The organism is Hominimerdicola alba, from assembly GCF_900109655.1.
Taxonomy (GTDB): domain Bacteria; phylum Bacillota; class Clostridia; order Oscillospirales; family Ruminococcaceae; genus Hominimerdicola; species Hominimerdicola alba_B.
Genome location: NZ_FOAT01000001.1, coordinates 59,057 through 82,170, shown reverse-complemented (window position 1 = coordinate 82,170; position 23,114 = coordinate 59,057). Strand labels below are relative to the sequence as shown.

The 23,114-nt window shown below is 44.8% G+C and carries 24 protein-coding genes and 1 other annotated feature; of the genes, 5 read left to right on the top strand and 19 right to left on the bottom strand.

The window, feature by feature from the left end; genetic code table 11:
* Positions 1-2 precede the first annotated feature (2 nt).
* A complete protein-coding gene (locus BMY75_RS00395) occupies positions 3-227 on the top strand; it encodes a hypothetical protein (RefSeq protein WP_074828013.1) in 225 nt (74 codons plus the stop codon).
* Between the two features lie 42 nt (positions 228-269).
* Here the strand turns inward: BMY75_RS00395 and glgB are convergent, their stop codons facing one another.
* A complete protein-coding gene (gene glgB / locus BMY75_RS00390; protein WP_074828010.1) occupies positions 270-2,045 on the bottom strand; it encodes a 1,4-alpha-glucan branching protein GlgB in 1,776 nt (591 codons plus the stop codon).
* Between the two features lie 104 nt (positions 2,046-2,149).
* Here glgB and BMY75_RS00385 point away from each other — a divergent pair, with 104 nt between their 5' ends.
* The gene (locus BMY75_RS00385) at positions 2,150-2,710 is read left to right on the top strand and encodes a TetR/AcrR family transcriptional regulator C-terminal domain-containing protein (RefSeq protein WP_074828009.1); all 561 of its coding nucleotides are present in this window, start codon (positions 2,150-2,152) and stop codon (positions 2,708-2,710) included.
* A 41-nt stretch (positions 2,711-2,751) separates the two neighbouring features.
* On the opposite strand, the gene galT is transcribed toward BMY75_RS00385, so the two are convergent.
* The gene (gene galT / locus BMY75_RS00380) at positions 2,752-4,248 is read right to left on the bottom strand and encodes a UDP-glucose--hexose-1-phosphate uridylyltransferase (RefSeq protein ID WP_074828007.1); all 1,497 of its coding nucleotides are present in this window, start codon (positions 4,246-4,248) and stop codon (positions 2,752-2,754) included.
* Between the two features lie 209 nt (positions 4,249-4,457).
* Positions 4,458-4,696, top strand: a binding site (T-box leader).
* A 97-nt stretch (positions 4,697-4,793) separates the two neighbouring features.
* Here galT and BMY75_RS00375 point away from each other — a divergent pair.
* Complete coding sequence (locus tag BMY75_RS00375; RefSeq protein WP_074828004.1) at positions 4,794-6,458, top strand: 2-isopropylmalate synthase; 1,665 nt, start codon at positions 4,794-4,796, stop codon at positions 6,456-6,458.
* 125 nt (positions 6,459-6,583) lie between these two features.
* Here BMY75_RS00375 and BMY75_RS00370 read toward each other — a convergent pair whose 3' ends face one another.
* The 17 genes from BMY75_RS00370 to BMY75_RS00295 all read right to left on the bottom strand — a co-directional run bounded on the left by BMY75_RS00370 (position 6,584) and on the right by BMY75_RS00295 (position 21,858).
* Positions 6,584-7,099 carry a zinc ribbon domain-containing protein gene (locus BMY75_RS00370; RefSeq protein WP_074828001.1) on the bottom strand — a complete coding sequence of 172 codons (516 nt, stop codon included), beginning with the start codon at positions 7,097-7,099 and terminating at the stop codon, positions 6,584-6,586.
* Between the two features lie 255 nt (positions 7,100-7,354).
* Positions 7,355-7,999: a hypothetical protein gene (locus BMY75_RS00365; protein WP_074827998.1), complete on the bottom strand. Its 645-nt coding sequence runs from the start codon at positions 7,997-7,999 to the stop codon at positions 7,355-7,357.
* 174 nt (positions 8,000-8,173) lie between these two features.
* A complete protein-coding gene (gene spoVM, locus BMY75_RS18765) occupies positions 8,174-8,260 on the bottom strand; it encodes a stage V sporulation protein SpoVM (protein ID WP_139199666.1) in 87 nt (28 codons plus the stop codon).
* A gap of 56 nt (positions 8,261-8,316) precedes the next feature.
* Entirely contained in the window at positions 8,317-8,943 is a 627-nt protein-coding gene (locus tag BMY75_RS00360; RefSeq protein ID WP_074827994.1) for a thiamine diphosphokinase, read from the bottom strand.
* Positions 8,936-9,817, bottom strand: coding sequence for a ribosome small subunit-dependent GTPase A (gene rsgA, locus BMY75_RS00355; protein ID WP_074827991.1), 882 nt, complete (start codon positions 9,815-9,817; stop codon positions 8,936-8,938). Before rsgA ends, BMY75_RS00360 begins: the two co-directional genes overlap by 8 nt.
* 12 nt (positions 9,818-9,829) lie before the next feature.
* Positions 9,830-12,037: a Stk1 family PASTA domain-containing Ser/Thr kinase gene (gene pknB / locus BMY75_RS00350; protein WP_074827987.1), complete on the bottom strand. Its 2,208-nt coding sequence runs from the start codon at positions 12,035-12,037 to the stop codon at positions 9,830-9,832.
* A 36-nt stretch (positions 12,038-12,073) separates the two neighbouring features.
* A complete protein-coding gene (locus BMY75_RS00345; protein WP_074827984.1) occupies positions 12,074-12,802 on the bottom strand; it encodes a Stp1/IreP family PP2C-type Ser/Thr phosphatase in 729 nt (242 codons plus the stop codon).
* Positions 12,803-12,820: 18 nt separating this feature from the next.
* Positions 12,821-13,867, bottom strand: a complete 1,047-nt coding sequence (gene rlmN / locus BMY75_RS00340; protein WP_074827982.1) for a dual-specificity RNA methyltransferase RlmN — start codon at positions 13,865-13,867, stop codon at positions 12,821-12,823.
* Positions 13,868-13,871: 4 nt separating this feature from the next.
* The gene (gene rsmB / locus BMY75_RS00335) at positions 13,872-15,167 is read right to left on the bottom strand and encodes a 16S rRNA (cytosine(967)-C(5))-methyltransferase RsmB (protein ID WP_074827977.1); all 1,296 of its coding nucleotides are present in this window, start codon (positions 15,165-15,167) and stop codon (positions 13,872-13,874) included.
* A gap of 36 nt (positions 15,168-15,203) precedes the next feature.
* Positions 15,204-16,136, bottom strand: a complete 933-nt coding sequence (fmt, locus tag BMY75_RS00330; RefSeq protein WP_074827974.1) for a methionyl-tRNA formyltransferase — start codon at positions 16,134-16,136, stop codon at positions 15,204-15,206.
* Positions 16,133-16,600, bottom strand: coding sequence for a peptide deformylase (def, locus tag BMY75_RS00325; RefSeq protein WP_074827968.1), 468 nt, complete (start codon positions 16,598-16,600; stop codon positions 16,133-16,135). The genes fmt and def overlap by 4 nt, the downstream gene beginning before the upstream one ends.
* A 15-nt stretch (positions 16,601-16,615) precedes the next feature.
* Entirely contained in the window at positions 16,616-19,069 is a 2,454-nt protein-coding gene (gene priA / locus BMY75_RS00320; RefSeq protein WP_074827965.1) for a replication restart helicase PriA, read from the bottom strand.
* 18 nt (positions 19,070-19,087) lie between these two features.
* Positions 19,088-19,294, bottom strand: coding sequence for a DNA-directed RNA polymerase subunit omega (gene rpoZ, locus BMY75_RS00315; protein WP_074827962.1), 207 nt, complete (start codon positions 19,292-19,294; stop codon positions 19,088-19,090).
* Positions 19,287-19,937 (bottom strand): guanylate kinase, encoded by a 651-nt coding sequence (gene gmk / locus BMY75_RS00310; protein ID WP_139199650.1) that lies wholly within the window; start codon positions 19,935-19,937, stop codon positions 19,287-19,289. Before gmk ends, rpoZ begins: the two co-directional genes overlap by 8 nt.
* Positions 19,930-20,184, bottom strand: coding sequence for a DUF370 domain-containing protein (locus BMY75_RS00305; protein WP_074827958.1), 255 nt, complete (start codon positions 20,182-20,184; stop codon positions 19,930-19,932). The genes gmk and BMY75_RS00305 overlap by 8 nt, the downstream gene beginning before the upstream one ends.
* 12 nt (positions 20,185-20,196) lie before the next feature.
* On the bottom strand, positions 20,197-21,084 hold the full coding sequence (locus tag BMY75_RS00300) for a YicC/YloC family endoribonuclease (protein ID WP_074827955.1): 888 nt from the start codon (positions 21,082-21,084) through the stop codon (positions 20,197-20,199).
* Between the two features lie 114 nt (positions 21,085-21,198).
* Positions 21,199-21,858: an HAD family hydrolase gene (locus BMY75_RS00295; protein WP_074827952.1), complete on the bottom strand. Its 660-nt coding sequence runs from the start codon at positions 21,856-21,858 to the stop codon at positions 21,199-21,201.
* Positions 21,859-22,058: 200 nt separating this feature from the next.
* On the opposite strand from BMY75_RS00295, the gene BMY75_RS00290 reads away from it, so the two are divergent.
* Both BMY75_RS00290 and BMY75_RS00285 read left to right on the top strand, forming a co-directional pair.
* Positions 22,059-22,664 (top strand): HD domain-containing protein, encoded by a 606-nt coding sequence (locus BMY75_RS00290; protein ID WP_074827948.1) that lies wholly within the window; start codon positions 22,059-22,061, stop codon positions 22,662-22,664.
* Positions 22,664-23,113: a YaiI/YqxD family protein gene (locus BMY75_RS00285; protein ID WP_074827945.1), complete on the top strand. Its 450-nt coding sequence runs from the start codon at positions 22,664-22,666 to the stop codon at positions 23,111-23,113. Before BMY75_RS00290 ends, BMY75_RS00285 begins: the two co-directional genes overlap by 1 nt.
* Position 23,114: the final 1 nt, after the last annotated feature.

Below are 23,114 nucleotides of genomic sequence, written 5' to 3'. Positions count from 1 at the left end.
CAATGAAACGACTTGTCAGGATACTACCCCATGCAACTATCGTCATGGTGGGAATGTTCATGTTTTTCTGGGTGCTGGATATCCTCAACCCGACGATGAATCTCATCAACCGAAAGGCTTCAAATAAACTGATGATAATAATGCTGGTGCTGGCGCTTATCACTTCTATAATGGAAATATACCACGAGCGCAGATACGACAGACTTAAAACTAAAGACGATACATGATAAAAACTCGGTGCAGATGATCTGTACCGAGTTTTGTGTTAGCTACTTCTGTTTGATTATAGCACAGCTCAGTGGTGCAAGACGGAGATTCAGCGAGAAATTAAATGCTCTCATATCGCCGTTCAGGCAGTTTGATCCGGCATAGATATCCTTATCGGAATTGAGGATCTCGATGTAGTCGCCGTTCTGCTCAACTCTGAGAGTGTAATTCTGCATTAGCCCCGAGAAATTGAAAACGAAGTATATTCCCTTGCCGAAATTATCACGCCTGATAAATGCGTAGATAGACTGATTGCTGTTGTTGGCATCACACCAGCGGAAATGCCCAGAATTATAGTCGTTTTCGTAAAGGGCGGGCTCATTCAGATAAATGTGATGAAGCTCCTTTACATAATGATGCACCGAATCATGTGAGGGATAAGTCAGCAGGTTCCAGCCAAGCTCTTTATTGGGTCGCCATTCCATATATTCGGCAATCTCATTACCCATGAAATTAAGCTTTTTTCCGGGGTGTCCGAACTGAAAAGTATACAAGCATTTTATGGTGGCTATCTTTTCCTCATGACTTCCGAAACACTTATCCAGCATTGTCTGCTTGCCGTGAACCACCTCGTCATGAGAATAAGGAAGGATGAAAAGATCATTGTAGAAATAGCTCATTGAGAATGTCATTTTGTTGTGATGAGCGCGGCGCTCATAAGGAGGAGTTTTTATGTAGTTTATGGTATCGTGCATAAATCCGAGATCCCACTTGTAATCAAAACCAAGTCCGCCGAATTCCACCGGTGCGGTTACTTTTGTGTAATCTGTGGAATCCTCAGCGAAAAGCATAACATCGGGATGACGTTTCTGTATCGCGTAATTGGTGTTTTTAAGGAACCATATCCCTGTATCATTGAGAGGTTCATCACGCCTGCCGTGCTTGAAGATAAGGTTAGCCACCGCATCATACCGCAGACCGTCAACGTGGTATTTCTCGATCCAGAAATTTATGGACGACTTAACAAAGCTGAGTACATGAGGCTTGCTATAATCGAAAAGCGCCGTACCCCATTCCGAGAACCTGTCCTCTTCCCTGTCGGATTCAAAAAGAAAACCGCCGTCATAAATATGTAGGGCAAAAAAATCAGTGACGAAATGCACGGGAACAAAATCAAGTATAACACCAATATTCGCCTGATGACAAGCGTCAATAAAACGCATGAGTCCCGCAGGGTCGCCGTAGCGGGAAGTTGCCGAATAATAACCCGTTACCTGATAGCCCCAGGAACCATCATACGGGTGTTCCGTCAGAGGCATGATCTCAATGTGGGTGTAACCCATATCCTTTACATAGGGTATCAGGAGTTCAGCCATTTCATCATATGTGTAAAAACGGTCGTCATTCTCGCTGTCGAATTTTGTGCGCCATGAACCGAAGTGCATCTCGTAGATATTCATGGGCTTGTCATAGCATTTATCCCGCTTTGACATCCACTGTCCGTCATGCCATTCGTGACAGTTGATATCATAAATAATAGAAGCGTTCTTAGGTCTGACCTCACTGTAAAACGCAAAGGGGTCTGAGCGGTAATGCTTCTGAAGCGCCTGAGTTGTGATGATGAACTGATAGATATCCCCCGCGTTGGCTGGATGAACAGTCTCCCAAACACCGCAGTCAAGACGCGTCATCTCATATTCACCGCCGTTTAGCATCAGTGTGACATTCCTTGCGTTAGGGGCATAGGTGGCAAAACGTACTCCCCCATCGACAAAATGTGCACCGAAATATTCATAAGCTGTAAGGCTCTGACCTTCTAAAAATTCATTGATAATCATTAATAATGCACGACCTTAAAAATAATTTACTAAAATTACTTGAATTTTTTTTGATTTGTGATATAATTATATTGTTGAATTATATGCACGAAAGGATACAGCAGATGTCAACATCAACTATAACAAAATCAGCGCTGTGCAACGCACTAAAAGAGCTTTGCACGCAAAAGGATTACGAAAAGATCTCCATTTCAGAGATCACAGGTTTTTGCGGAATGAACAGACAGTCCTTCTATTATCATTTTCAGGATAAGGAAGAGCTTTTGTCATATATATACTACAACGAGCTTTTCAAGAACATAACCAGAGGTGTCAACTACGATAACTGGTATGAACGTCTTGAGGGGTTCCTTGAAAATATGCAGAAAGATAAAAAATTCTACTCGAACACACTGCGCAGCAATGAAAAGACCTTTGAAAAATATCTTTATCAGAGTATGCACCGTTTGTTCCTGAGATTTTTCTATCACGCGGTAGCAAACACCCGCAAACGCAGTGATAAAGCTAAATTCTTTGCGGATTTCTATTCCCACGGTTTCTGCGGAATGATAATTGATTGGGCGGCGCAGGGAATGAAGATATCCCCTCACACAGTCATGTTACAGATGAAAGAACTGGCATTCGAGAACGTCAGCATCGGTAAGGGATTTATCGAAAATCTTTGATATCACAGGCACGGCAGATAATTTCTGCCGTGCTTTTTATGTTATCTATCATTTACGTAATCCACAAACCTGTCAAAGGCTTTTGCGCCTGACTCGTCACGTTTGAAAACACCTGCGTGTTCAAGCACCTTTGCAAAGACTTTTCCAATCTCGTCCTTTAGTATGCCGTCAACATTTTCTGCGGTGAAGCTGTACTTTTCGCGCAAACCATCAGCCCAATCGGCGTGCTTTGACAGTGTTTCATCACTACGGATATCGTCACCGCTAACAAGAGCTTCGGAAAGCTTTTCCATCTCACATTTAAGACGTGACGGCAGTACCGCAAGACCCATTACCTCAATAAGACCAATATTCTCTTTTTTGATATGATGGAGCTCAGCATGAGGATGATAAACACCGAGAGGGTGCTCATCGGTGGTGATATTGTTCCTTAGCACAAGATCCATCTCGTATCTGCCGTCCCGCATACGTGCAATGGGGGTTATTGTATTGTGAGGTTCACCATCTGTCTTCGCATAGATGAAAGCTTCTTCATCGGTGTATCCGCGCCACAAGGTAAGTATCTTATCAGCAAGCTCAACAAGGGCTTCCCTGTCTGCACTGTTCAGTCTTATCACCGACATTGCCCACTTTACTATACCCGCATCAACGTTCTCAAAGCTCTTGAATTCAAGCTTGCGTTCCACCTCTGCCCTAGCCATAGGAAACTCGTAATGTCCACCCTGAAAATGTTCATGAGAAAGTATTGATCCACCAACGATTGGCAGATCTGCATTTGAACCGACAAAATAATGTGGATACTGCTCAACGAAATCAAGCAGCTTATTGAAAGCCGAGCGGTCAATAACCATTGGTGTGTGCGCCTTGTTGAAGAGGATACAATGCTCGTTGTAATAAACGTAAGGTGAATACTGCAAGCCCCAGTCAGCGCCGTCAATGGTCACACCAATGACGCGGTGATTCTGTCTTGCAGGAGAATTTAGCCTGCCTGCATAACCCACATTCTCGTAGCACAGCAGACACTTCGGGTAGCCCGACTGCTTCGCCAGCTTTGCAGCTGCAATAGCCTTCGGGTCTTTTTCGGGTTTGGAAAGATTGATAGTGATATCCAGTTCACCGTACTCGGTTGAAGTCTTCCACTTAACATCCCTGATGATTCGGTATCTTCTGATATAATCGGTATCCTGAGAGAATTTGTAGAACCAGTCGGTAGCAGACTGTGCAGACACAGCTTTCTTCTCGGCGAATATCCTCTCCACCTCGGAGGGACGAGGCGTGATAAGACCCATCAGCTTTGTATCAAAAAGGTCTCTGTGGACAACAGTATCTTCGCACATACCTTTTTCACAGGCATAATCAAGCAGTTCTGACAAAGTGCTTTCAAGGTCGATGTCCTTGTGATCTCCCTGCGGCTCATCGTATTCTTCCAGCGCCAGAGCTTCAAGCAGACGGTTAGTCGCCCAGACCTTATCCGCAGGCTCGATAAGTCCCTTTTCAAGACCGTAAGTAACCAGCTTTTTAATGCTTTCATTTATCATATTATCACTCCTGTCCCATATCCATCGGTTCTTACCAATATACTTATATTAAAATTATTATATTATAAAACTTGCCTAAAGTCAATAAAAAAATGTGAAATAACAAAAATTAATACAGTTTTCAGGATCAGATATTAAAAAACTGTTAAATACATAAATTAACCCTTGACAAAGTTGGATAAATATAATATAATTATTTCATGATATAAACAATGGCGTTGAGAGGAAAAAAGACGCTTTGCGGAACTTTCAGAGAGCTGCCGTTTGGTGAAAGGCAGCAGTTCGATAGCGCGATAACTCGTCCTTGAGCCGGTATGGTGAACATTCAGTAGCTGTGCCCGGGATTCTCCCGTTACAGAGAGGCGCATTAGTTGATGCGGCAGAGGTGTACAGTGTGAGCTGTGCATGAATCGGAGTGGTAACACGGGTAATTATGCTCGTCTCTTGTTTTTACAGAGACGGGCTTGTTTTATTTTGTAAAGGCTGAGATACCCGTGAGCCCGTAAATTAGCTAATATCAATATTATTATATAGGAGGAATTTTGATGAAAAACGCAGAAAAGTATGCAAGAGGATATTATATGCCTCCCGTAAAATGTATGAAATGGGCTGAAAAAGATTATATCGATCATGCCCCCGCATGGTGCTCGGTTGACCTGAGAGACGGCAATCAGGCGCTTATAATACCCATGAGCCTTGAAGAAAAACTGGAGTTCTTCAAAAAGCTGGTAGATATCGGCTTCAAGGAGATAGAGATAGGCTTCCCTGCCGCATCTGAGACAGAATATGAATTCTGCCGCACACTTATCGAGAAAAATATGATACCTGATGATGTTACCATACAGGTACTTACACAGTCAAGAGAACACATAATCAAGAAGACTTTTGAGGCTATCGACGGCGCAAAGCACGCAGTCGTTCACCTTTACAACTCCACCTCTGTTGCTCAGAGAGAGCAGGTCTTCCGCAAATCCAAGGAAGAGATCATCAAGATCGCTACCACAGGTGCAGAGCTCTGCAAAGAGTATAAGAAGCACGCTAAGGGTCATATCACCTTTGAGTACTCCCCCGAGAGCTTCACAGGCACCGAACCTGAGTTTGCTGCGGAGATATGCAACGCTGTTATCGATATCTGGGAGCCTGATGCAGATAACAAGGTCATCATCAACCTCCCTGTTACCGTTGAGATGTCTCTGCCCCACGTATACGCTCAGCAGGTAGAGTATATGTGTGATGTTCTTCACAACAGAGAGAACCTGATAATCTCTCTCCACCCCCACAACGACAGAGGCACAGGCATCGCTGATACCGAGCTCGGTCTGCTTGCAGGCGGTGACAGAGTTGAGGGTACCTGCTTCGGAAACGGTGAAAGAACAGGTAACGTTGATATCGTAACACTCGCGCTGAATATGTACACCCACGGCGTTGAGCCAAACCTCGATTTCTCAGATCTTCCCTCCCTCATCGAACTTTATGAGAGAGTTACTAGAATGAAGGTTTACGACAGACAGCCTTACTCCGGTTCGCTGGTATACGCTGCATTCTCAGGCTCGCATCAGGACGCTATCGCAAAGGGAATGAAGTGGCGTGATGAGATAGACAACAAACACTGGACTTGTCCTTACCTCCCCATCGACCCCCACGATGTTGGCAGAGAATACGAGGGCGACGTTATCCGTATCAACTCACAGTCCGGTAAGGGCGGCATAGGCTATATCCTTGAACAGCAGTACGGCTATGATCTCCCCAAGGCTATGAGAGAAGACTTCGGCTACAAGGTAAAGGATATCTCCGATAAGGCTCACAAGGAGCTCAGCAGAAGCGAAGTTCATCAGATATTCAAAGAGACTTACCTCAATATCAACGCCCCGATAGATATTCTCGAAGCTCACTACACTCAGAAAGCAGACGAGCTCATCGGTGCTAAGGTAAAAGCAGTAATCAACGGCAAGACCGTTGAATGCGATGCTGACGGCAACGGCAGACTTGACGCTGTGGCAAACGCTCTGACCGCTGAGATCGGCATGGAGATAAATGTTGATACCTATACCGAGCACGCACTTGAAAGAAAGACGACTTCCGAGGCTTGTTCCTATGTAGGCATCAACGTTAACGGAAAAATCTTCTGGGGTGTTGGCAGACATTCTGATATCATCGTATCTTCTGTAAGAGCACTGGTATCTGCTATCAACAATGCTATGAAGAAGTAATTTATACACAAATAGAAAGCTCCTGCGTAAATCAATGTGCAGGAGTTTTTTTATACTATAGAAATATATCCGTAAGATACAAAAAGAGCGGTCAGATGACCGCTCTAGTGAATTATCAGATCAAATTAGTCCATCTTAGCGCCGCAGCCTGTGCAGAAAGCGTTGCCAGCGGGAACCTTAGCACCACACTGTGTGCAGAATCTTTCAGCGCCTGCAGGTGCTACAGCAGGAGCAGCAGGCTGAGGAATGCTCTGTGCGGGCTGACCAAACTGAGACTGTGCAACATTCTGAGCAGGAGCACCAGCGGTCTTCAGGGACTTCAGAGCATTGGGATTCTCATTCAGTGCGTTAAGCAGTTCAAGAACCTTGCAGCCGATGTAGATAACAGCTACTATCCAGAACAGAACCTGTAAGAAAGTGATGAAACCTGTACCGCTCGACTTGGTTGCAGCAGATGCAGCACCCTTATCGCCCAATAAAGCCAGATTAACTAAATCAGATGCTGTCAGAGCGTTCTTGCTTGCCTTGTAAGCCTGGAAACCACTGTTGCCTGCAATTGTAAGGAACAGCGCAAACAGTACGTTTACAGCAGGTCCAACAACCTTATAAAGTCCGTTCATAAATCCTTTGATCGAGTTCATTGTCTTTACCTCCAAAGATAAATATTCTGTAATATAATTATACTAATTTTTATAATGTTTGTCAATACTAAAAGTTGTTATTTTTAAATTTTTTGCATATATTTGTCAGATGTTATAAGAGAGACAATCATTAACTCGTTATCTCTGCATTCTTCAACAATTATTTCATAACCGTATGTTTTATTTTTTAGCAAAAACGTAAAAGGATCACAAGTTTCAAAAGTTCTCCAATGTCGACGACGGATTTTTTTGCTCTTATTCGACTTTTACTTTTCTGACGATAACAGGCAGCCAGTCAACAGGTTCTCCCCTGCCCTGAATCGATTCAGCCATTCGCTTGGTTTCTTCATAAGAATTTTCGATAAGACAATAGCTGTTGAATTTTACTCCGCTGATATCCTTTTGCAGACTGTTACACAGGAAAGAATGAAAATTATAAAAGTCCCAGCCAATAATATCACAGCCTATCGTTTCATCTGTATTTACCGCGCCAATTACACTATCCAAAATAAAACTATCGTCCAGATATTCCCGAAACTCCTTTTCGGCACAAACAGATATCAGGATATATTTTTCACTGTCAAAATATTCTTTGTAAAAATGCAGGGCATCTTCACGGCGCAAAAATCTGCCATCGCTGAAAAAGAGGTTCTTCTCCATAAGCGCATTAATCTCGGCACTCATTCTGATGTAGGTTTCCATGTCGGGAAATTGCTTGATGTACGCCTTATCGTCCCCGTGAGGCTTCCAGCCATGGCACAAAGCGTACTGAGGTTCATGGTTACACAGACAATCACTTGCTGAAATAAACTTATCCGAATCAAAGCCGAGATAGTCGGAACATTCGGTGTATTCGCAAATATAGTAGCCTATCGTGAATAGTTCGATATTATCATGCATACTGTTAACCTCCAAATCAAATTAATTCTATAAGCAAGATTATAGCATATATCACCTGTGCCGTCAACCATCGAACAGTTTAGAGTACAAAAGAAAACGGCTGCTCAGATCGTCTCTGCGCAGCCGAATTTTTATTAACTTCTTTCATACTGCCAAGATATTAAAGCAGTATTTTTACATACTATCCTCTTTACTGATGCCGAAGATCATTTTCAGCAGCCCCGAAAGCAGGCGGGGACTTTTCACTACTACGACTTTCATAAGTATTACCTCCCTATAGCTTGGTAATACATACTATTCGGCAAGAGGGGTTTTGGTTACAGTCTTGATTGTATCACAAGCAGTCTGCCCTCAGTAAACGAGATTTTCGCAGCAGGGGGAATGATCTCATTTGAAACACCCAGCGTGACCGAATCGGTAAGGGTGCAGTCCTGTACAGAATACTTTGCACCGCTAATCGCAAGCCCCTTGACTTCTCGGGAATAGGCAAACAGTGAAAGCGAGAAACCCTCTTTATAAGGAACAGAAAACTCACCGGGCATATGGAATGATAGAATATCATTATCACCAACGATAGTACCGCTCGCGCCTTTCTCGGCTATCAGGGCAAGGCAGGCAATATTGCCAATCATGTGATCGATCCTGCCGCCGCAGGCACCATAGATCACTATTTTCTTTGCACCAATTTCCAATGCCTTATTAACTGCCAGCATCAGATCGGTATCATCTTTCTCAGGTGGAAAGCACATTACCTTGTCACCTTTCGGCGTGTAGTTCAAAGAATCGAAATCCCCGAGAACAATATCGGCTTCAACAGCTAGAGACTCTGCCAAGGCAAATCCCTTGTCAGCGCAAATAATAAATGCATTTTCAAGCAGGGATTTATCCACAGTTTCGGCTTTAACAGGGTCGCCGCCCGCAAAGATAACACAGGTATCAGTCATTTTTATACTCCCATTCCTTTAGCTGTTTGGCGTCCTCATACATTTGCAGATAGCTGTCAAATCTCGACTGAGGTATCTTCCCTTCTTTAACAGCTTCTATAACCGCACAGCCTTTTTCCTTGGTGTGACTGCAATCGGGGAAACGACATTTATCGGTGTATTCAGAGAACTCGATAAAGCAATCCGCCAGCTTGTCCTTAAAAATAATATCGTACCTGTTGGTATCAAATGAGGAAAATCCGGGAGTATCTGCGATAAATCCGCCGCCCTCCAGCTTATACAGCTGGACATGACGGGTAGTATGTCTGCCTCTGCCAAGTTTTTTGCTTATCTCACCTGTGGCAAGACCAAGCTCCGGATACATATTATTTAGCAGAGATGATTTTCCAACGCCGGTATTGCCTGTAAATGCAGAAAGCTTGCCTTGCAGAGCAGCCCTGACTTCGGCACTTCCCTCGCCTGTTACATTATCACATTCAAAAACATCAATGCCCACGCTGCGGTATACAGCTGCTAGTTCCTCACTCGAACGCTTATCAACTTTGGTAAATACCACAACGGGTTTTATCTTCTTGAATTCTGCAATAGCGATGAATTTATCCAGTAGAAGCGTATTAGGCTTGGGCTCCACAGTAGATGATACAAACACCAGCAGATCAAGATTAGCCAGAGGCGGTCTTATCAGCTCGGAGCGTCTTGGCATTATCTCTTCGATAACACAGCCGTCCTTATCCTCTGAAATGATAACATTATCGCCGCACATCGGGGATATTTTTTTCTTTCTGAAAATACCGCGTGCTTTACATTCAAATATGCCGTCGGAGGCATCTACAGTGTAGAGACCTCCGATTGCTTTCGTTATAATACCTGTCATATATTCTTAAACTTAATATCCGCCGTTCTCATTGTTCTGATCATCAGACTGTGAGCTGTCATCAGTAGGCTGAGGAACGGGAGCATCAGTCTGAGTAGGCTCTGTAACATCAGGCTGTGACGAGCTATCCTCAGGCTTGGAAGTACTTTCTTCCTTGGTAGAAGGAGTGATCGCCAGCAGACCGTCCTTATTCAGCGAACCATTGAGTTCAGCAGTCTTTTTATCGTAGTTTACATTGAATACTGCGTAGTTTACAGACTTGCCTGTTTCTTCGTTTCTGATGGAAACTGTGATAGTCTCGGTTTTCTTACCGGAGATATCCATAGTTATCGCACCGCCCGCAACAGTTTCACCGTTGGAGATGGACTGTGTATAACGTACATTACCGTTTACGAAGCCCTGAAGCGAGTATGCACCATGCAGACCCTCAGGCATCGGGATACTGATAGTCAGATCAACTGGATCAGTCTCACCTGTGGAGACATAAATAGTGATCTCGGTGTCTCTCTCAACTCTTCTGTCAGGTTCAACAGACTGGTCGATTACCTTGCCCTTATCGCCGTCATGAGGCATATCCTCAACTTTTGCTTTCAGCTTGTTCTCTTTGAGGATCGTGATAGCCTTCTCCTTGGTCAGACCAACAACGTTAGGTACCTTTACCTGAGTATCCAGCGGACCCTTGCTGACGTAAAGTGTAACTGCACCTTCGAGAGCAAATTCAGTACCAGCTGCGGGCTCAGTGCCGATTGCTATACCCTCGGGAACATTATCATCGTACTTACTTCTCAGAACGACGGTAAACTGCGCAGCTCTCAGTTCGCTCTCAGCAACTGCTGATTCATTACCAGAAACATCGGGGATAACTGCCATCTGCTTGCCGCGGCTTACCTTCAGGGTGATGGTGAAACCTTCCTTAACGGTCTTACCTGCGGTCTGGCTCTGCCAGAAGATGATACCCTCTTCATATTCAAGATTATATTCATTTTCAATTTCGATCTTAAGCTTATCGCCAAAGTCCTGCTGTACCAGAACTATATTCTTACCAATAAAGTTAGGCAGTGTAACTGTACTTGTATGAATACCTGTACCATTGCCGTCCTTTGTGAAGGTCTTGATAACTGTCCAGCCGATTATAAAGGCGGCTACGATAACTACCGCAACTGTAACTGCCAGAAGTATCGGCACTACGTACGAGCGCTTCTTCTGGGGCTCATAGTAATCGTCGTCATCATCGTCATCATAATCGTCGTCATCGTAATCATCATCATAATCGTCATCATAATCGTTATAATTATCATCAATGACAGGCTTTCTGTTCTGATTATTGACAGGATAGAAACCTACATTATCAGCGATAGGAGCGGAACCCTGCTTATAGCCAAATACTACAGACTGGTTGAGCTTGAAGGTATCTATATCCCTTATCATCTCAGCTGCCGACTGATAACGCTGAGCTGGCTGCTTTTCCATAGCATGATAAACGATCTCTTCCAGTGCCTCTGGAATAGAAGGCATTATCTCTCTGGGAGGAACAGCCATCTCCTGCATATGTTTAAGAGCAACATTCACAGCAGTATCACCGTCAAAAGGCTTTCTGCCTGTAAGCATCTCATAAAGCATAACACCTACAGAATAGATATCCGATCTTTCATCGGTCATATCACCCTGAGCCTGCTCGGGAGATATATAGTGCACAGAGCCTATTGCCTTATCCGAAAGGGTCTTGCCGTCGATCCTGGAAAATCTAGCAATGCCGAAGTCCATGACCTTTATCGTGCCGTCGGTGAACAGCATAATATTCTGCGGCTTGATATCTCTGTGAACGATGCCCTTGTCATGAGCGTGCTGCAAAGCTCTCAGTATCTGTGTGATGAAGTGCAGTGCATCTTTCCATTTCAGTACACCCTGCTGTTCGATAAACTCTTTCAGTGTGATACCGTCGATGTATTCCATTACGATGAACTGTATCTCATCAGTGAATCCCACATCGTATATCTTAACGATATTTGGGTGAGACAGCACTGCGATAGCCTTGCTCTCATTCCTGAACCTCCTCAGGAACTCCTCATCGCCCGAAAACTCGGGTTTAAGGATCTTTACAGCCACAGGACGATCTTCCATTACGTCCTGTGCCTTATAGACATCAGCCATTCCGCCTACGCCTATAAGCTCGGTAATTTCATATCTGCCATCCAGCTTCTTACCGATATTAGAATCCATTTTATTCAACTCCTAAATATTATTTTATTGTCTCGATCAGTTGGCTACAATTGCAGCGGTTATATTATCTTTGCCGCCGCATTCGTTTGAATGGTCAATGAGCTTTGTTACTGCCTCATCGAGATTGTTCCCGAAAACAGTGCAGTATATAAGTTCATCGCTGCAATATCCAGACAAACCGTCGGAACAAAGCACAACAGCAAAATTCCCCTCTTCATAGCGTTCAAAATAATCGACCTCGACATCAGGTTCAACGCCCACTGCCCTGGTGATCACATTTCTCATGGGATGGTTCTTGGCATCATCTTCGGTTATCTGACCGCTTTGTCTCAGCACTTCCACATAAGTATGATCTGTAGTGATCTGTTCAATGCCGTCATTAGTCAGCAGATAACCGCGGCTGTCACCAACATTGACAACAAAAATATTCTTGTCAATGACCAAAGCAGCCACGCAGGTAGTACCCATCCCGTTTTTATCTATATCCTCTATGCTTTTTTCATACACGCAGGTATTAGCGTAATGAACGGCATTGAGCAAAAGATTTCTGATAGAATTAAAGTTCATATCGGGTCTGAAATTCTCTTTGACCCTTTCGATAAAACTGTCAACAGCAAGCTGACTTGCCACTGCACCAGAAGCTGCACCGCCCATACCGTCACAAACAGCAGCGATGCACATATTATCGCCAAGAACCTCGACTCTTACTCTATCCTGATTCTCTTCTCTCTTTTGACCTATATCCGTACCAAATGCCAGAAACATACAGCTCACCGCCTTTCATCATATTTCATATTCCCGCCTCAGCTGACCGCAGGCAGCATCGATATCAGAACCGAGAGTCCTGCGCACCGTCGCGTTAAGACCGAGAGCTTCAAGCCGCTTACGGAAACGTTCAGCAGCCTTTCTATCTGACCTGTAATCGCGTTCCTTTATCTTGTTAACGGGAATGATATTCACATGGCACACAAAATTTTTAAGCAGCGCGGCTAGTTCTTCAGCATCGGACTGCTTATCATTGTGGCCGTCAATAAGCGCATATTCAAAAGATATCCTTCTGCCCGTGACCTTGAAATAATATCTGCAGGCAGTCAGGAGTTCGTTTATATCATACTTATTGTTAACGGGCATTATCTCACTTCTGCTTTTATTGTTTGAAGCATGGAGAGAGATGGACAGCGTTATGCCGAGTTTCAACTCGGCAAGTTCGTAGATCCTCGGTACTATACCGCAGGTGGAAACAGAAACGTGTCTCAGGGACATATTAGTTCCCTGCTCACAGGAAAGCACTTTCAGGAAATTCACGACATTATCAAAATTGTCCATAGGCTCGCCGATACCCATGAGCACAGCGCCCGTTATCTTCCTGCCGCTGTCCCTTGCCGCTTCATATATCTGAAGCAATATCTCCGAGGACGAAAGATCTCTCTTGTACCCCGCGATAGTCGAAGCGCAGAATCTGCACCCCATCTTACAGCCTACCTGCGTTGAAACGCAGACAGTATTGCCGTAGTTGTACTCCATGATAACAGTCTCGACATGGTTGCCGTCAGGAAGCCTATAAAGATATTTTACAGTATTATCGGTATTACTTTCAAGTCTTTTTACGATAAATAGTGATTTTAAACAAAATATTTTTTCTAGCTTTTCCCTCAATTGTACAGATAGATTAGTCATTTTAACAAAACTATCGACCCTTTTGACATGAAGCCATTCAAATATCTGTCTTGCTCGGAATTTCTTTTCTCCCGCAAGAAGTATCTGCTCTTCAAGTTCCTCTGGAAGCAGACCCAAAATATCTATCTTACCATTTTCGGCGTAAGCGACCATACATTCACCTCCGACGCCTTAATTTAGCGATGAAAAAGCCATCCGAACCGTACATATCGGGAGTTATGGTCTGCATAAATGCATCACCTTCCTCGGCAGGCTCGAAATCATCATGAGAAGCAAGGAAATTCTTCACAACCTCGTCGTTTTCTGCTCTTGATACCGTACAGGTCGAATAAACAAGAAAGCCATTAACCTTTACATATCTCGAAACAGTGTCAAGTATCTCTGCTTGAATAACAGGAAGTCTTTCAAATTCCGACGGTTCTTTGTACTTGATCTCGGGCTTTCGCCTTATAACACCAAGTCCCGAGCAGGGAGCATCAACAAGCACTCTGTCTGCCTGGGGGAGATCAGGATTGAAGATCTTTGCATTGTTTACCTCAGCGGTAACACACGAAAGACCAAGTCTTTCAGCACCCGAACGTATAAGTTTTACCCTGTTAGGGTGAAGATCAAAAGCAAGTACCCTGCCCTCGTTGTTCATCATCTCGGCAATGGTGAAAGTCTTTCCGCCGGGTGCTGAACACAGATCGAGAACAGTGTCCCCGGGCTGAGGATCAAGAGTATTACAGCAAAGCTGACTTGCCAGATCCTGAACATGTAATCTTCCATGTTTATAAGCCTCGGTCTTTTCGATAGCGCCTGCATTTGCCACATTCACAGCATATTCAAGCATTTTTGAACGTTCAAATGTAATGCCATCTGCAAGAAGCATATCCAGAGTTTGATCGATGTCACCCGACAAGTTGTTTAGCCTTACGGTAGTAGGAGCCTGTCCCAGTGAAGTCTTTAAAAGTGACAAGCATTTTTCCTTGCCATATTCAGTCATCCATTTGCCGACCAGCCATTTCGGGCAGGAATACTCTAATGAAAGCCTGTCGATCTCGTTATCCGTCTTAGGCAGAGCCATTTCACGTCTGATGAATTCTCTCAACAGACCGTTAGTAAAACCAGCAGATGCAGGATTTCTGCACTTTTTTGCCAATTCAACAGATTCGTCCACAGCTGCATTATCGGGGACAGAATCCATGTATTTCAGCTGATAAAGTCCACAGCGCAGGATATTCCTGAGAGTGAAGTTCAGCTTGTTCTTTGGATTCTTAGAAAGATCTGCGATGATAGCATCAAGAGTCAGACGTCTTTCAAGCACACCGTAAAACAATGCTGCTATGAATTTTTTGTCCCGCTTGTCAAAATCACTTCTGCTGAGTGATTCGTCCAGCAGGATATTGGAGTATGAATTGTTCTCATCAAGCTTTGTTAAAAGCCTGACAGTATACCACCTAGTATTTCCCAAATTATATATCCTCCAACCGACAAGTTATAACTCTTGTCATATTCCCAGTACAGTTCCTTCAGCTATGGGCTTACCTCTGAGGTAATCAGCCGTTGCCATTCTCTTTGAGCCTTCTGCCTGTATCTCAGTAAATCTTATCAATCCTTCGCCGCAAGCAACCGTCAAATCCTTAGCCTTTACAACCATTCCTGCGGGCTTATCGGAATTTCCATCAACTATCTCCGAGTGATAAACTTTCAGCCTTTTGCCGTTTATTAGGGTGGTCGCACAAGGCCAATCAGAAAGACCGCAGATCTGCTTGTGGACTTCTCTTGCAGTCTTAGTAAAATCTATGGGAGAAAGCTCCTTTGTAAGCATAGGCGCATAGGAAGCTTCTTCCTCATTCTGTGGAACAGGTGTAACCTCGCCCTTTTCAAGCTTTTCAATGGTCTCAACGATCAGATCAGCACCCATATCTGCCAGTCTGTCAAAAAGCTCGGCTGCAGTTTCGTTTTCGCCGATTTCGGTCTCGCATTTCAGCAGCATATCTCCTGTATCAAGACCCTCGCCCATCAGCATTGTTGTGATGCCCGTGGTCTTTTCATCATTCAGCACCGCCCACTGTATCGGACCGGCACCGCGGTATTTAGGCAGAAGCGATCCATGGACGTTGACACAGCCGAACCTCGGGATATCAAGCACCGATTTCGGCAGTATCTTTCCGTATGCCGCAACAACTATACATTCGGGTGCAAGGTCTTCCAGTATCTTGATGAATTCCTCACCGTCGTTTTTAAGGCTGTTGGGCTGATATACAGGGATATTCTTTTCAAGCGCAAACTCCTTAACAGGAGGAGGAACCAGTTTGTAACCTCTTCCCTTAGGCTTGTCAGGCTGACAGAACACCGCCTGAACCTCATGACCCGCTTCATACAGCGCTTTCAGTGAAGGCACCGCGAAATCCGGCGTACCCATGAAAACTATTTTCATTTCTCATCTACCTCAACAAATTCTTCAACAACTTCGGTAAACAGATGACCATCAAGATGAGCGGTCTCGTGGCATACAGCCTGAGCAAAAAGCTCGCTGACTTCCATTTCATACCACTCGCCGTTTCTATTCTGTGCCTTGAATTTAACGCTCATAGGTCTGGTAACATAGCCCCACTCACCGGGACAGGACAGACAACCCTCAAGTACTCTCTGTGTCTCCTCTGACTTCCAGATTATCTCGGGGTTTATCAGCTCATAAACATTGCCGTCGCCAACATCGATTATGCAGAAGCGTCTGAGGATAGCGACCTGCGGTGCAGCAAGACCGACACCGTTCGCCTTAGCGAGGGTCTCCTTCATATCGTCCAGCCATGTCCACAGCTTTTCATCGAACTTCTCCACAGGTCGGCAGACCTTATGCAGAGTTTCATCGCTTTTGTTCAGTATATTCCTGACAGCCATTTCACACTTTCCTTTCTAAAGACCGATATCACCGTTGATATCGGCATATATGCGGACTTCTCTGAAGTCCTTGTTATCATTGAAGTCTTTCAGCACAGCTGCTATCATCTGCCTGAAACACTTGGTATTTTTAGATTTAAGTATCAGCCTGTACCTGAACCTGCCGTTAATAACTTCAAGCGTACATGGTGCAGGACCTATCGCACGCAACGGGAAATCCACCTTATTTGCCCTGAGGTATTCAGCTATGAACGCGGTAACATGGTCAGCCGCGGCTATCGCTCTGCTTTCCATAACAGCTGAAAATCCTATAACGCAGATATCACAGCAAGGCGGATAGATCAGCGATTGTCTCAGCGCTATCTCCTCGGCATAGAATTCATCGTAATTCTGTTCCGCCGCAAGATTTAGCACATAATGATCCGGTACAAAAGTCTGTATATAAGCAGACCCGGGCTTGCTGCCTCGCCCGCTTCTTCCCGCCACCTGAGTAAGCAGAGAGAATGTTCTCTCATAGCTTCTGAAATCTCCCGTAAACAGAGCTTTATCAAGGGAAATGACACCCACTAGCGTAACATTCGGGAAGTTCAGCCCCTTAGCGATCATCTGAGTACCAAGCATGATATCATACTCGTGGTTCTCAAATGCCTTGAATTTTTCCTCATAGGCGTATCGCGATGAAGTTGTATCCGCGTCCATACGCAGAATCCTTACATCGGGATATATCCTCGCGAGTTCATCTTCCACTCTCTGAGTACCCACTCCGCTTGACTTCAGCTTATCTGAACCACAGGATGGACACACCGCGAGATTATCCATAGTGTAACCGCAGTAATGGCACATAAACCTGTCATTCTTTTTGTGGTAAGTCAGAGGGATATTGCACTTGGGACACACCACAGGCTGTCTGCAGCTTGCACAGCTGACGTAAGTAGTGAAACCTCGCCTGTTCAGCAGAAGTATCGCCTGTTCATCCCTTTGCAGAGTTTCCGTCAGCTTGTCGGCTAACTTTCGGCTTATAAGACTGTCGTTGCCTTCGGCTGACTCAGTCTGCATATCGATTATCTCGACCTTTGGGAGTGCGGCATCGCTGTACCTGTGGGCAAGGGTGAAAAGATGGAATCTTCCTTTTTGCGCGTGATAAAAAGTTTCCAGCGATGGTGTCGCGGAAGCCATCAGCAGAAGTGCACCGTTATGTCCGCAGCGCTGAATAGCCACATCTCTGGCATGATAACGAGGATTGGAGTCCGATTTATAGGACTGTTCCCCCTCCTCGTCCATTATTATCACACCAATATTCCCGGCAGGGGCAAACACAGCGCTCCTTGTGCCGATAATTATCCTTGCTTCTCCGCGCTTTATACGCTTGAATTCGTCCATGCGCTGTCCTAGCGACAGCGATGAATGCAACAGCGCGATATTCTCGCCAAAAAGCACCTTGAATCTCGCCAGCATCTGTGGTGTAAGCGATATCTCAGGGACGAGCATTATCGCAGTTTTTCCCATTTTTATAACGCTGTCTATGACCCTGATGAAAACAGAAGTCTTGCCGCTGCCGGTAACGCCGTAAAGCAGCGCACCTGCCGGCTTTCCTGCACGTATAAGGGACATTATGCCGTTATACGCCATATTCTGCTCATCATTCAGGATAATATCCTCGGGGCTTTCTCTGTCACCCAGTTCACCAACCGCATTGCGCATGACTTCCTGCTCATAAACCCGCAGGACTTCCTTTTCGCAAAGCCTTTTGATGATGGTTGAAGTACAGCCAGTCATATAGCAAAGCTCTTTTACCGATGCTGAGCCGCTTTCTTCAAGAAGCTCAACGACTTTTTTCTGCTTCGGGGTGAGGTCGGCATTTTCATAACCATCATTGAGCACAGCCATTTTAACGCTGTCATCACCGACTTTTCTCTTGAAGCTTGGCACTTCCTCAATATAGCCTTTGTCAATCAGACTATCCAAGGGCTTTTTTCGCTGAGGATTCGCTTTCAAGTCAAAATACTTGTCGATTTCCGAAGCATCGTCACTGCTTTCAAGAAATCCGACAATTTCGGCTTCCTCTGCACTAAGGCTCTCTGTGTCGATATAAGTATTCACAAGTGCGAAATGCATATCGACCTTGTATGAGAACCCCGTAGGTACAGCACTTTTGAAAGCGTCATAATAGGTGCAGAAAGTATTCTCTTTCAGCCAGAAAATGATCTTCATCATCTCATCGGTAACAAGGCTCTCTTTGTCAATGACCGAGATAACAGGCTTCAGCTTATGTCTGTTATCATCGTCATGACCCAGCCTTGTAACAAGACCAATGACCCTGTTATTGCCGCGGCCAAAGGATACCAGCACCCTCATTCCCGCTTTTAGCACCTGTCTGTATCTTTCGGGAACGAGGTAACTGTATTCGTTGTCAAAGCTGTAAGCCGCATGGCTCAGCGCCACATACGCAACAGTCTCCCTTTCTCCCATTTCAACAGACCTCCGCTATCAGTTTTTCAGTGATGCGTCCTCAATTATCTTGTATTCTGCAGCCGCAAGTTCATCAACTGCGGTCTTTACAGGCTTTTCTTCAAGAATTTTCTCATTCTTGCTAGCCTCGTCTGTGATCTCTCTTGCACGTTTTGCAACAGCTATCACCAGTGAATAATAGCTCTCATTGTTTTTAAGAATCTGACATACTGCCGGTCTAAGCATTTTCAAGCACCTCTCGTATCATATTTTTAATCTCTTCATTTTTGGGACTGAACCTTACAGCAGGTTCTTTCTCTCCCCTTATACCATCAATGACAGCCTTGAAGTCTTCAAGTGCGGCATCAAGGTCGTCATTCATTATCACATAATCATATTTGTCGGACTTCTCTATCTCGCCCGCTGCCTGAGCAACTCGCTTTTCGATAGTTTCCTCGTCCTCAGTCGCCCTCTTGTGAAGTCTTCTTCTGAGTTCACTTATAGACGGCGGCAGAATAAACAGCGAGGACACCTCCGGTCTTATTGCCTTTACCTTAAAAGCACCCTGTGTTTCTATTTCAAGGATAACGTCCTTGCCTGCTGCAAGATTTTCCTCAACAGGCTTTCTTGGGGTTCCGTAATAGGTCTGATTATATTTTGCATATTCAAGAAAATTGTCCTCAGCTATCATCTTCTCAAACTCTTCGGTAGTGATGTAATGATAACTCTCTCCCGGTACTTCTCCGGGTCGTGGACCTCTCGTTGTACAGGAAACGGAGTAGAAAACTTCGTTTTTCTTGAAAGCCTTCTCCATTATCGTACCCTTGCCGCAGCCCGAGGGAGCTGAAACTATTATCAGCTTGGGTTCTCTTTTTTCCATCTTATCCATCTTCTTCAACCTCCTCTTCGGCAGCCCTGCCGCATACTGTTTCGGGGGATACTGCCGACAGCACCACATGGTCACTGTCCATAATTACGACAGCACGTGTCTTTCTGCCGTAGGTCGCATCTATCAGTGTGCCTTTGTCACGGGATTCCTGTATCAGCCTTTTAATCGGCGCGGAATCGGGCGCTACGATCGCAATCACTCTCGATGCTGAGACCATATTCCCATAACCTATGTTTATCAGCTGCATGAGATCACCAACTTATTCGATATTCTGTATCTGCTCCCTGATCTTTTCGATTTCAGCTTTGAGATCGACCACTTTCTTTGTGATAGTCAGATCGTTTGCCTTAGAACCGATGGTGTTGACTTCCCTGTTAACTTCCTGAACAAGGAAATCCAGCTTTCTGCCCACAGGTTCATCGGAAGCGATCAGATCCCTGAACTGGGAGATATGGCTCCTCAGTCTTACAGTCTCCTCATCGATGGCAACCTTGTCAGCGAATATAGCGACCTCTGTGAGTATTCTCTGCTCATCGATATTGTCAGCACCTGTGCCTTTGAGGGTATCCTTGATCTTCTCATAAAGCCTTTCGCTGTAGCTCTGTGCTACCGATGGCTGATGCTCTTCGATCTCGCCCACTGTCTTTTCGATATAATCAAGACGGGAGCTTACATCTTCATACATCTTTTTGCCCTCAGTCTCGCGCATCTCAACGAATCTGTCAAGTGCTATCTGAGCAACACCCTTTACCTGAGCCCATATAACCTCCTCGTCCTCGGTCTTTTTGACGACGGTGAAGATATCGGGCAGCTTCATGATGTTTGCAAGAGTAAGGTCATCGCTGAGGTTGAGTTCATCGGCAGCACCTCTCAGTGCATCGAGATAACCCTTAGCCACTGACTTGTTCAGCTCGATCTCAGCATCTGTGCCCTCCTGATTATATATAGACACAGAAACCTCCACCTTGCCCCTGGATATACCGCTTTTCAGAAAAGCTTTGAGCTTTTCATCAAGATATCCGTAAGCGCGGGGAGTCCTGGAGGTAAACTCATAGTATCTGTGATTTACCGAACGAATCTCAACAATGATCTCTCTGCCCTCGGCAACAATATGTTCTCTGCCGAAGCCTGTCATACTTTTTACCATTATCAGCTTTCCTTTCCGTAAACATGAATTATTTCAAAGCTTAATATTCAAACTTTATTATAGCATTTCCCGCCCAAATAAGCAAGGTTTTTTAACAATATTTTATGATTATTTTTACACTGAATTCATAATATTAGGGAGTGCTTCTGAAAGAGAGCTGCCAATGGCTATATTCGGGTAGCGCATGAAGGTCTCCTTATCGGTAGGACCTGTGGTCACAGCAGCGAAATCAACTCCTGCATTTACTGCTGTCTCGGCATCGATATAGCTGTCACCTACATAGAGGACTTCATCTTTGTCCACCCCCAGAAGTTCCATCGCTTTTATGATGCCCTGCGGGTCGGGCTTGGGTGCGGTCACGTCCTCCAGACCAACAATGACATCGTATGGATGAATACCAAGCTGTACTTCAAAGGATTCAACTATCCTGTAACGCATCTTGGTGGAGACGATAGCTGTCTTTATGTTATTTGCACGAAGTTTCTCAAGTATCGGTAAAGTGTCCTCGTAAAAATATGTATGCGCCGACATGACATCATTTGCCTTTTCCACATAGACTTTTCTCATTTCATCACGCTTGGGATTCATAGGAGTATCGGTAAGGATATCGAAAGCATCCTGCAAGGTAAGCCCGATGGTATTGTATATCGCCCTGTCATCCGGAACTTCATAGCCGAAATATTTCAGCGTATGCCTGAAACATTCAAGTATGCCCTTGGAAGAATCTGCCAGCGTAAGGTCAAAGTCGAAAATATAAGCCTTGTAATCTTTCATATCAGCACCTCTTTCGGATAGATTGCCGTTTTATCAGCTTTACAAAAACGGACATAAAAATACTTATTATATCATAACACATATCGATATAAAAAACATCATCACTTGTGAAAAAATTTGCAAAAAGTCTTTTCAAGAGTATAAAAATGTGATATAATAGAAACAGTAAATTGTAGATTTTTCACAACGGAGGTTTAACTATGACAAATCCAGAAGAAAACAAGGCAAGATTTGTTGAGATATACAACGCAAACATCACAAGAAAGGGCGCAGACAAGCTTTTAGCATATCTTCTCAGCGAGAACAGCGACTTTTTCACTGCACCTGCATCGACCAGATATCACAGCGCCTATGAGGGCGGTCTCTGCGAACACAGCCTGAATGTTTACGACTGCCTGAAAGATTATCTTGAAAGAACAAGGGTCAAGGACATTTACGGCATGGACTTCCCCGCTGAAAGCATCGCGATAGTGGCACTGCTGCACGATATCTGCAAAGTAAATCTTTACAGGATCAGCACCCGCAACAAGAAAAACGATGTTACAGGTCAGTGGGAGAAAGTGCCATACTATGAGTATCATGATACCCTGCCCTACGGTCACGGCGAAAAATCCGTGTATATCGTCAGCAGCTACATGAGACTCACCCGAGAGGAAGCTATGGCGATACGCTGGCACATGGGCTTTTCGGGAGAAGAGAACGTAAACACCATCGGTCAGGCGCTGGGAATGTTCCCGCTGGCTGTAGCTGCACATATCGCAGACATGGAAGCGACTTTCTACATAGAGGGCGAGGAAAACAACTGATGCGTATCTTCATCGATGCGGACGGCTGTCCTGTGGTGAAGCTGACACTGGATATTGCAAAAAAGCATGATATCCCCGTGACGATAGTATGCGATACCGCACATAATTTTTCAGGACGGGATGCTGAAGTTATAACCGTCAGTAAAGGTGCTGATAGCGCCGACTTCGCACTTGTTAACCTCATGGCAAAGAACGATATCGCCGTTACACAGGATTACGGTCTGGCGGCAATGTGCCTTGCCAAAAAAGCATTTGCCATCAATCAGAACGGACTTATCTATGACAGCGATAATATCGACACCCTGCTAATGTCCAGACATATCGCCAAAAAGCTTAAAAGAAGCGGCAAGCATCTGAAAGGTCCCGCAAAGCGAAGTGCTGACAATGACAAGGATTTCGCGGCAGCACTTGAAAAGCTTATCGCAGACGTAAACGGAAAGGACGTATAGG

Bases quoted from the DNA above. Each gene is read 5' to 3' on its own strand.
- rsgA (WP_074827991.1), bottom strand. From the start codon at position 9,817: ATGACAGGTATTATAACGAAAGCAATCGGAGGTCTCTACACTGTAGAT.
- galT (WP_074828007.1), bottom strand. From the start codon at position 4,248: ATGATAAATGAAAGCATTAAAAAGCTGGTTACTTACGGTCTTGAAAAG.
- def (WP_074827968.1), bottom strand. From the start codon at position 16,600: ATGGCTGTCAGGAATATACTGAACAAAAGCGATGAAACTCTGCATAAG.
- BMY75_RS00395 (WP_074828013.1), top strand. From the start codon at position 3: ATGAAACGACTTGTCAGGATACTACCCCATGCAACTATCGTCATGGTG.
- BMY75_RS00300 (WP_074827955.1), bottom strand. From the start codon at position 21,084: ATGGTAAAAAGTATGACAGGCTTCGGCAGAGAACATATTGTTGCCGAG.
- BMY75_RS00360 (WP_074827994.1), bottom strand. From the start codon at position 8,943: ATGACTGATACCTGTGTTATCTTTGCGGGCGGCGACCCTGTTAAAGCC.
- gmk (WP_139199650.1), bottom strand. From the start codon at position 19,937: ATGGATAAGATGGAAAAAAGAGAACCCAAGCTGATAATAGTTTCAGCT.
- rpoZ (WP_074827962.1), bottom strand. From the start codon at position 19,294: ATGCTTAGACCGGCAGTATGTCAGATTCTTAAAAACAATGAGAGCTAT.
- BMY75_RS00305 (WP_074827958.1), bottom strand. From the start codon at position 20,184: ATGCAGCTGATAAACATAGGTTATGGGAATATGGTCTCAGCATCGAGA.
- BMY75_RS00385 (WP_074828009.1), top strand. From the start codon at position 2,150: ATGTCAACATCAACTATAACAAAATCAGCGCTGTGCAACGCACTAAAA.
- glgB (WP_074828010.1), bottom strand. From the start codon at position 2,045: ATGATTATCAATGAATTTTTAGAAGGTCAGAGCCTTACAGCTTATGAA.
- spoVM (WP_139199666.1), bottom strand. From the start codon at position 8,260: ATGAAAGTCGTAGTAGTGAAAAGTCCCCGCCTGCTTTCGGGGCTGCTG.
- BMY75_RS00295 (WP_074827952.1), bottom strand. From the start codon at position 21,858: ATGAAAGATTACAAGGCTTATATTTTCGACTTTGACCTTACGCTGGCA.
- rlmN (WP_074827982.1), bottom strand. From the start codon at position 13,867: ATGGTCGCTTACGCCGAAAATGGTAAGATAGATATTTTGGGTCTGCTT.
- BMY75_RS00365 (WP_074827998.1), bottom strand. From the start codon at position 7,999: ATGCATGATAATATCGAACTATTCACGATAGGCTACTATATTTGCGAA.
- BMY75_RS00285 (WP_074827945.1), top strand. From the start codon at position 22,664: ATGCGTATCTTCATCGATGCGGACGGCTGTCCTGTGGTGAAGCTGACA.
- priA (WP_074827965.1), bottom strand. From the start codon at position 19,069: ATGGGAGAAAGGGAGACTGTTGCGTATGTGGCGCTGAGCCATGCGGCT.
- BMY75_RS00345 (WP_074827984.1), bottom strand. From the start codon at position 12,802: ATGTTTCTGGCATTTGGTACGGATATAGGTCAAAAGAGAGAAGAGAAT.
- BMY75_RS00375 (WP_074828004.1), top strand. From the start codon at position 4,794: ATGAAAAACGCAGAAAAGTATGCAAGAGGATATTATATGCCTCCCGTA.
- BMY75_RS00290 (WP_074827948.1), top strand. From the start codon at position 22,059: ATGACAAATCCAGAAGAAAACAAGGCAAGATTTGTTGAGATATACAAC.
- fmt (WP_074827974.1), bottom strand. From the start codon at position 16,136: ATGAAAATAGTTTTCATGGGTACGCCGGATTTCGCGGTGCCTTCACTG.
- BMY75_RS00370 (WP_074828001.1), bottom strand. From the start codon at position 7,099: ATGAACTCGATCAAAGGATTTATGAACGGACTTTATAAGGTTGTTGGA.
- pknB (WP_074827987.1), bottom strand. From the start codon at position 12,037: ATGGATTCTAATATCGGTAAGAAGCTGGATGGCAGATATGAAATTACC.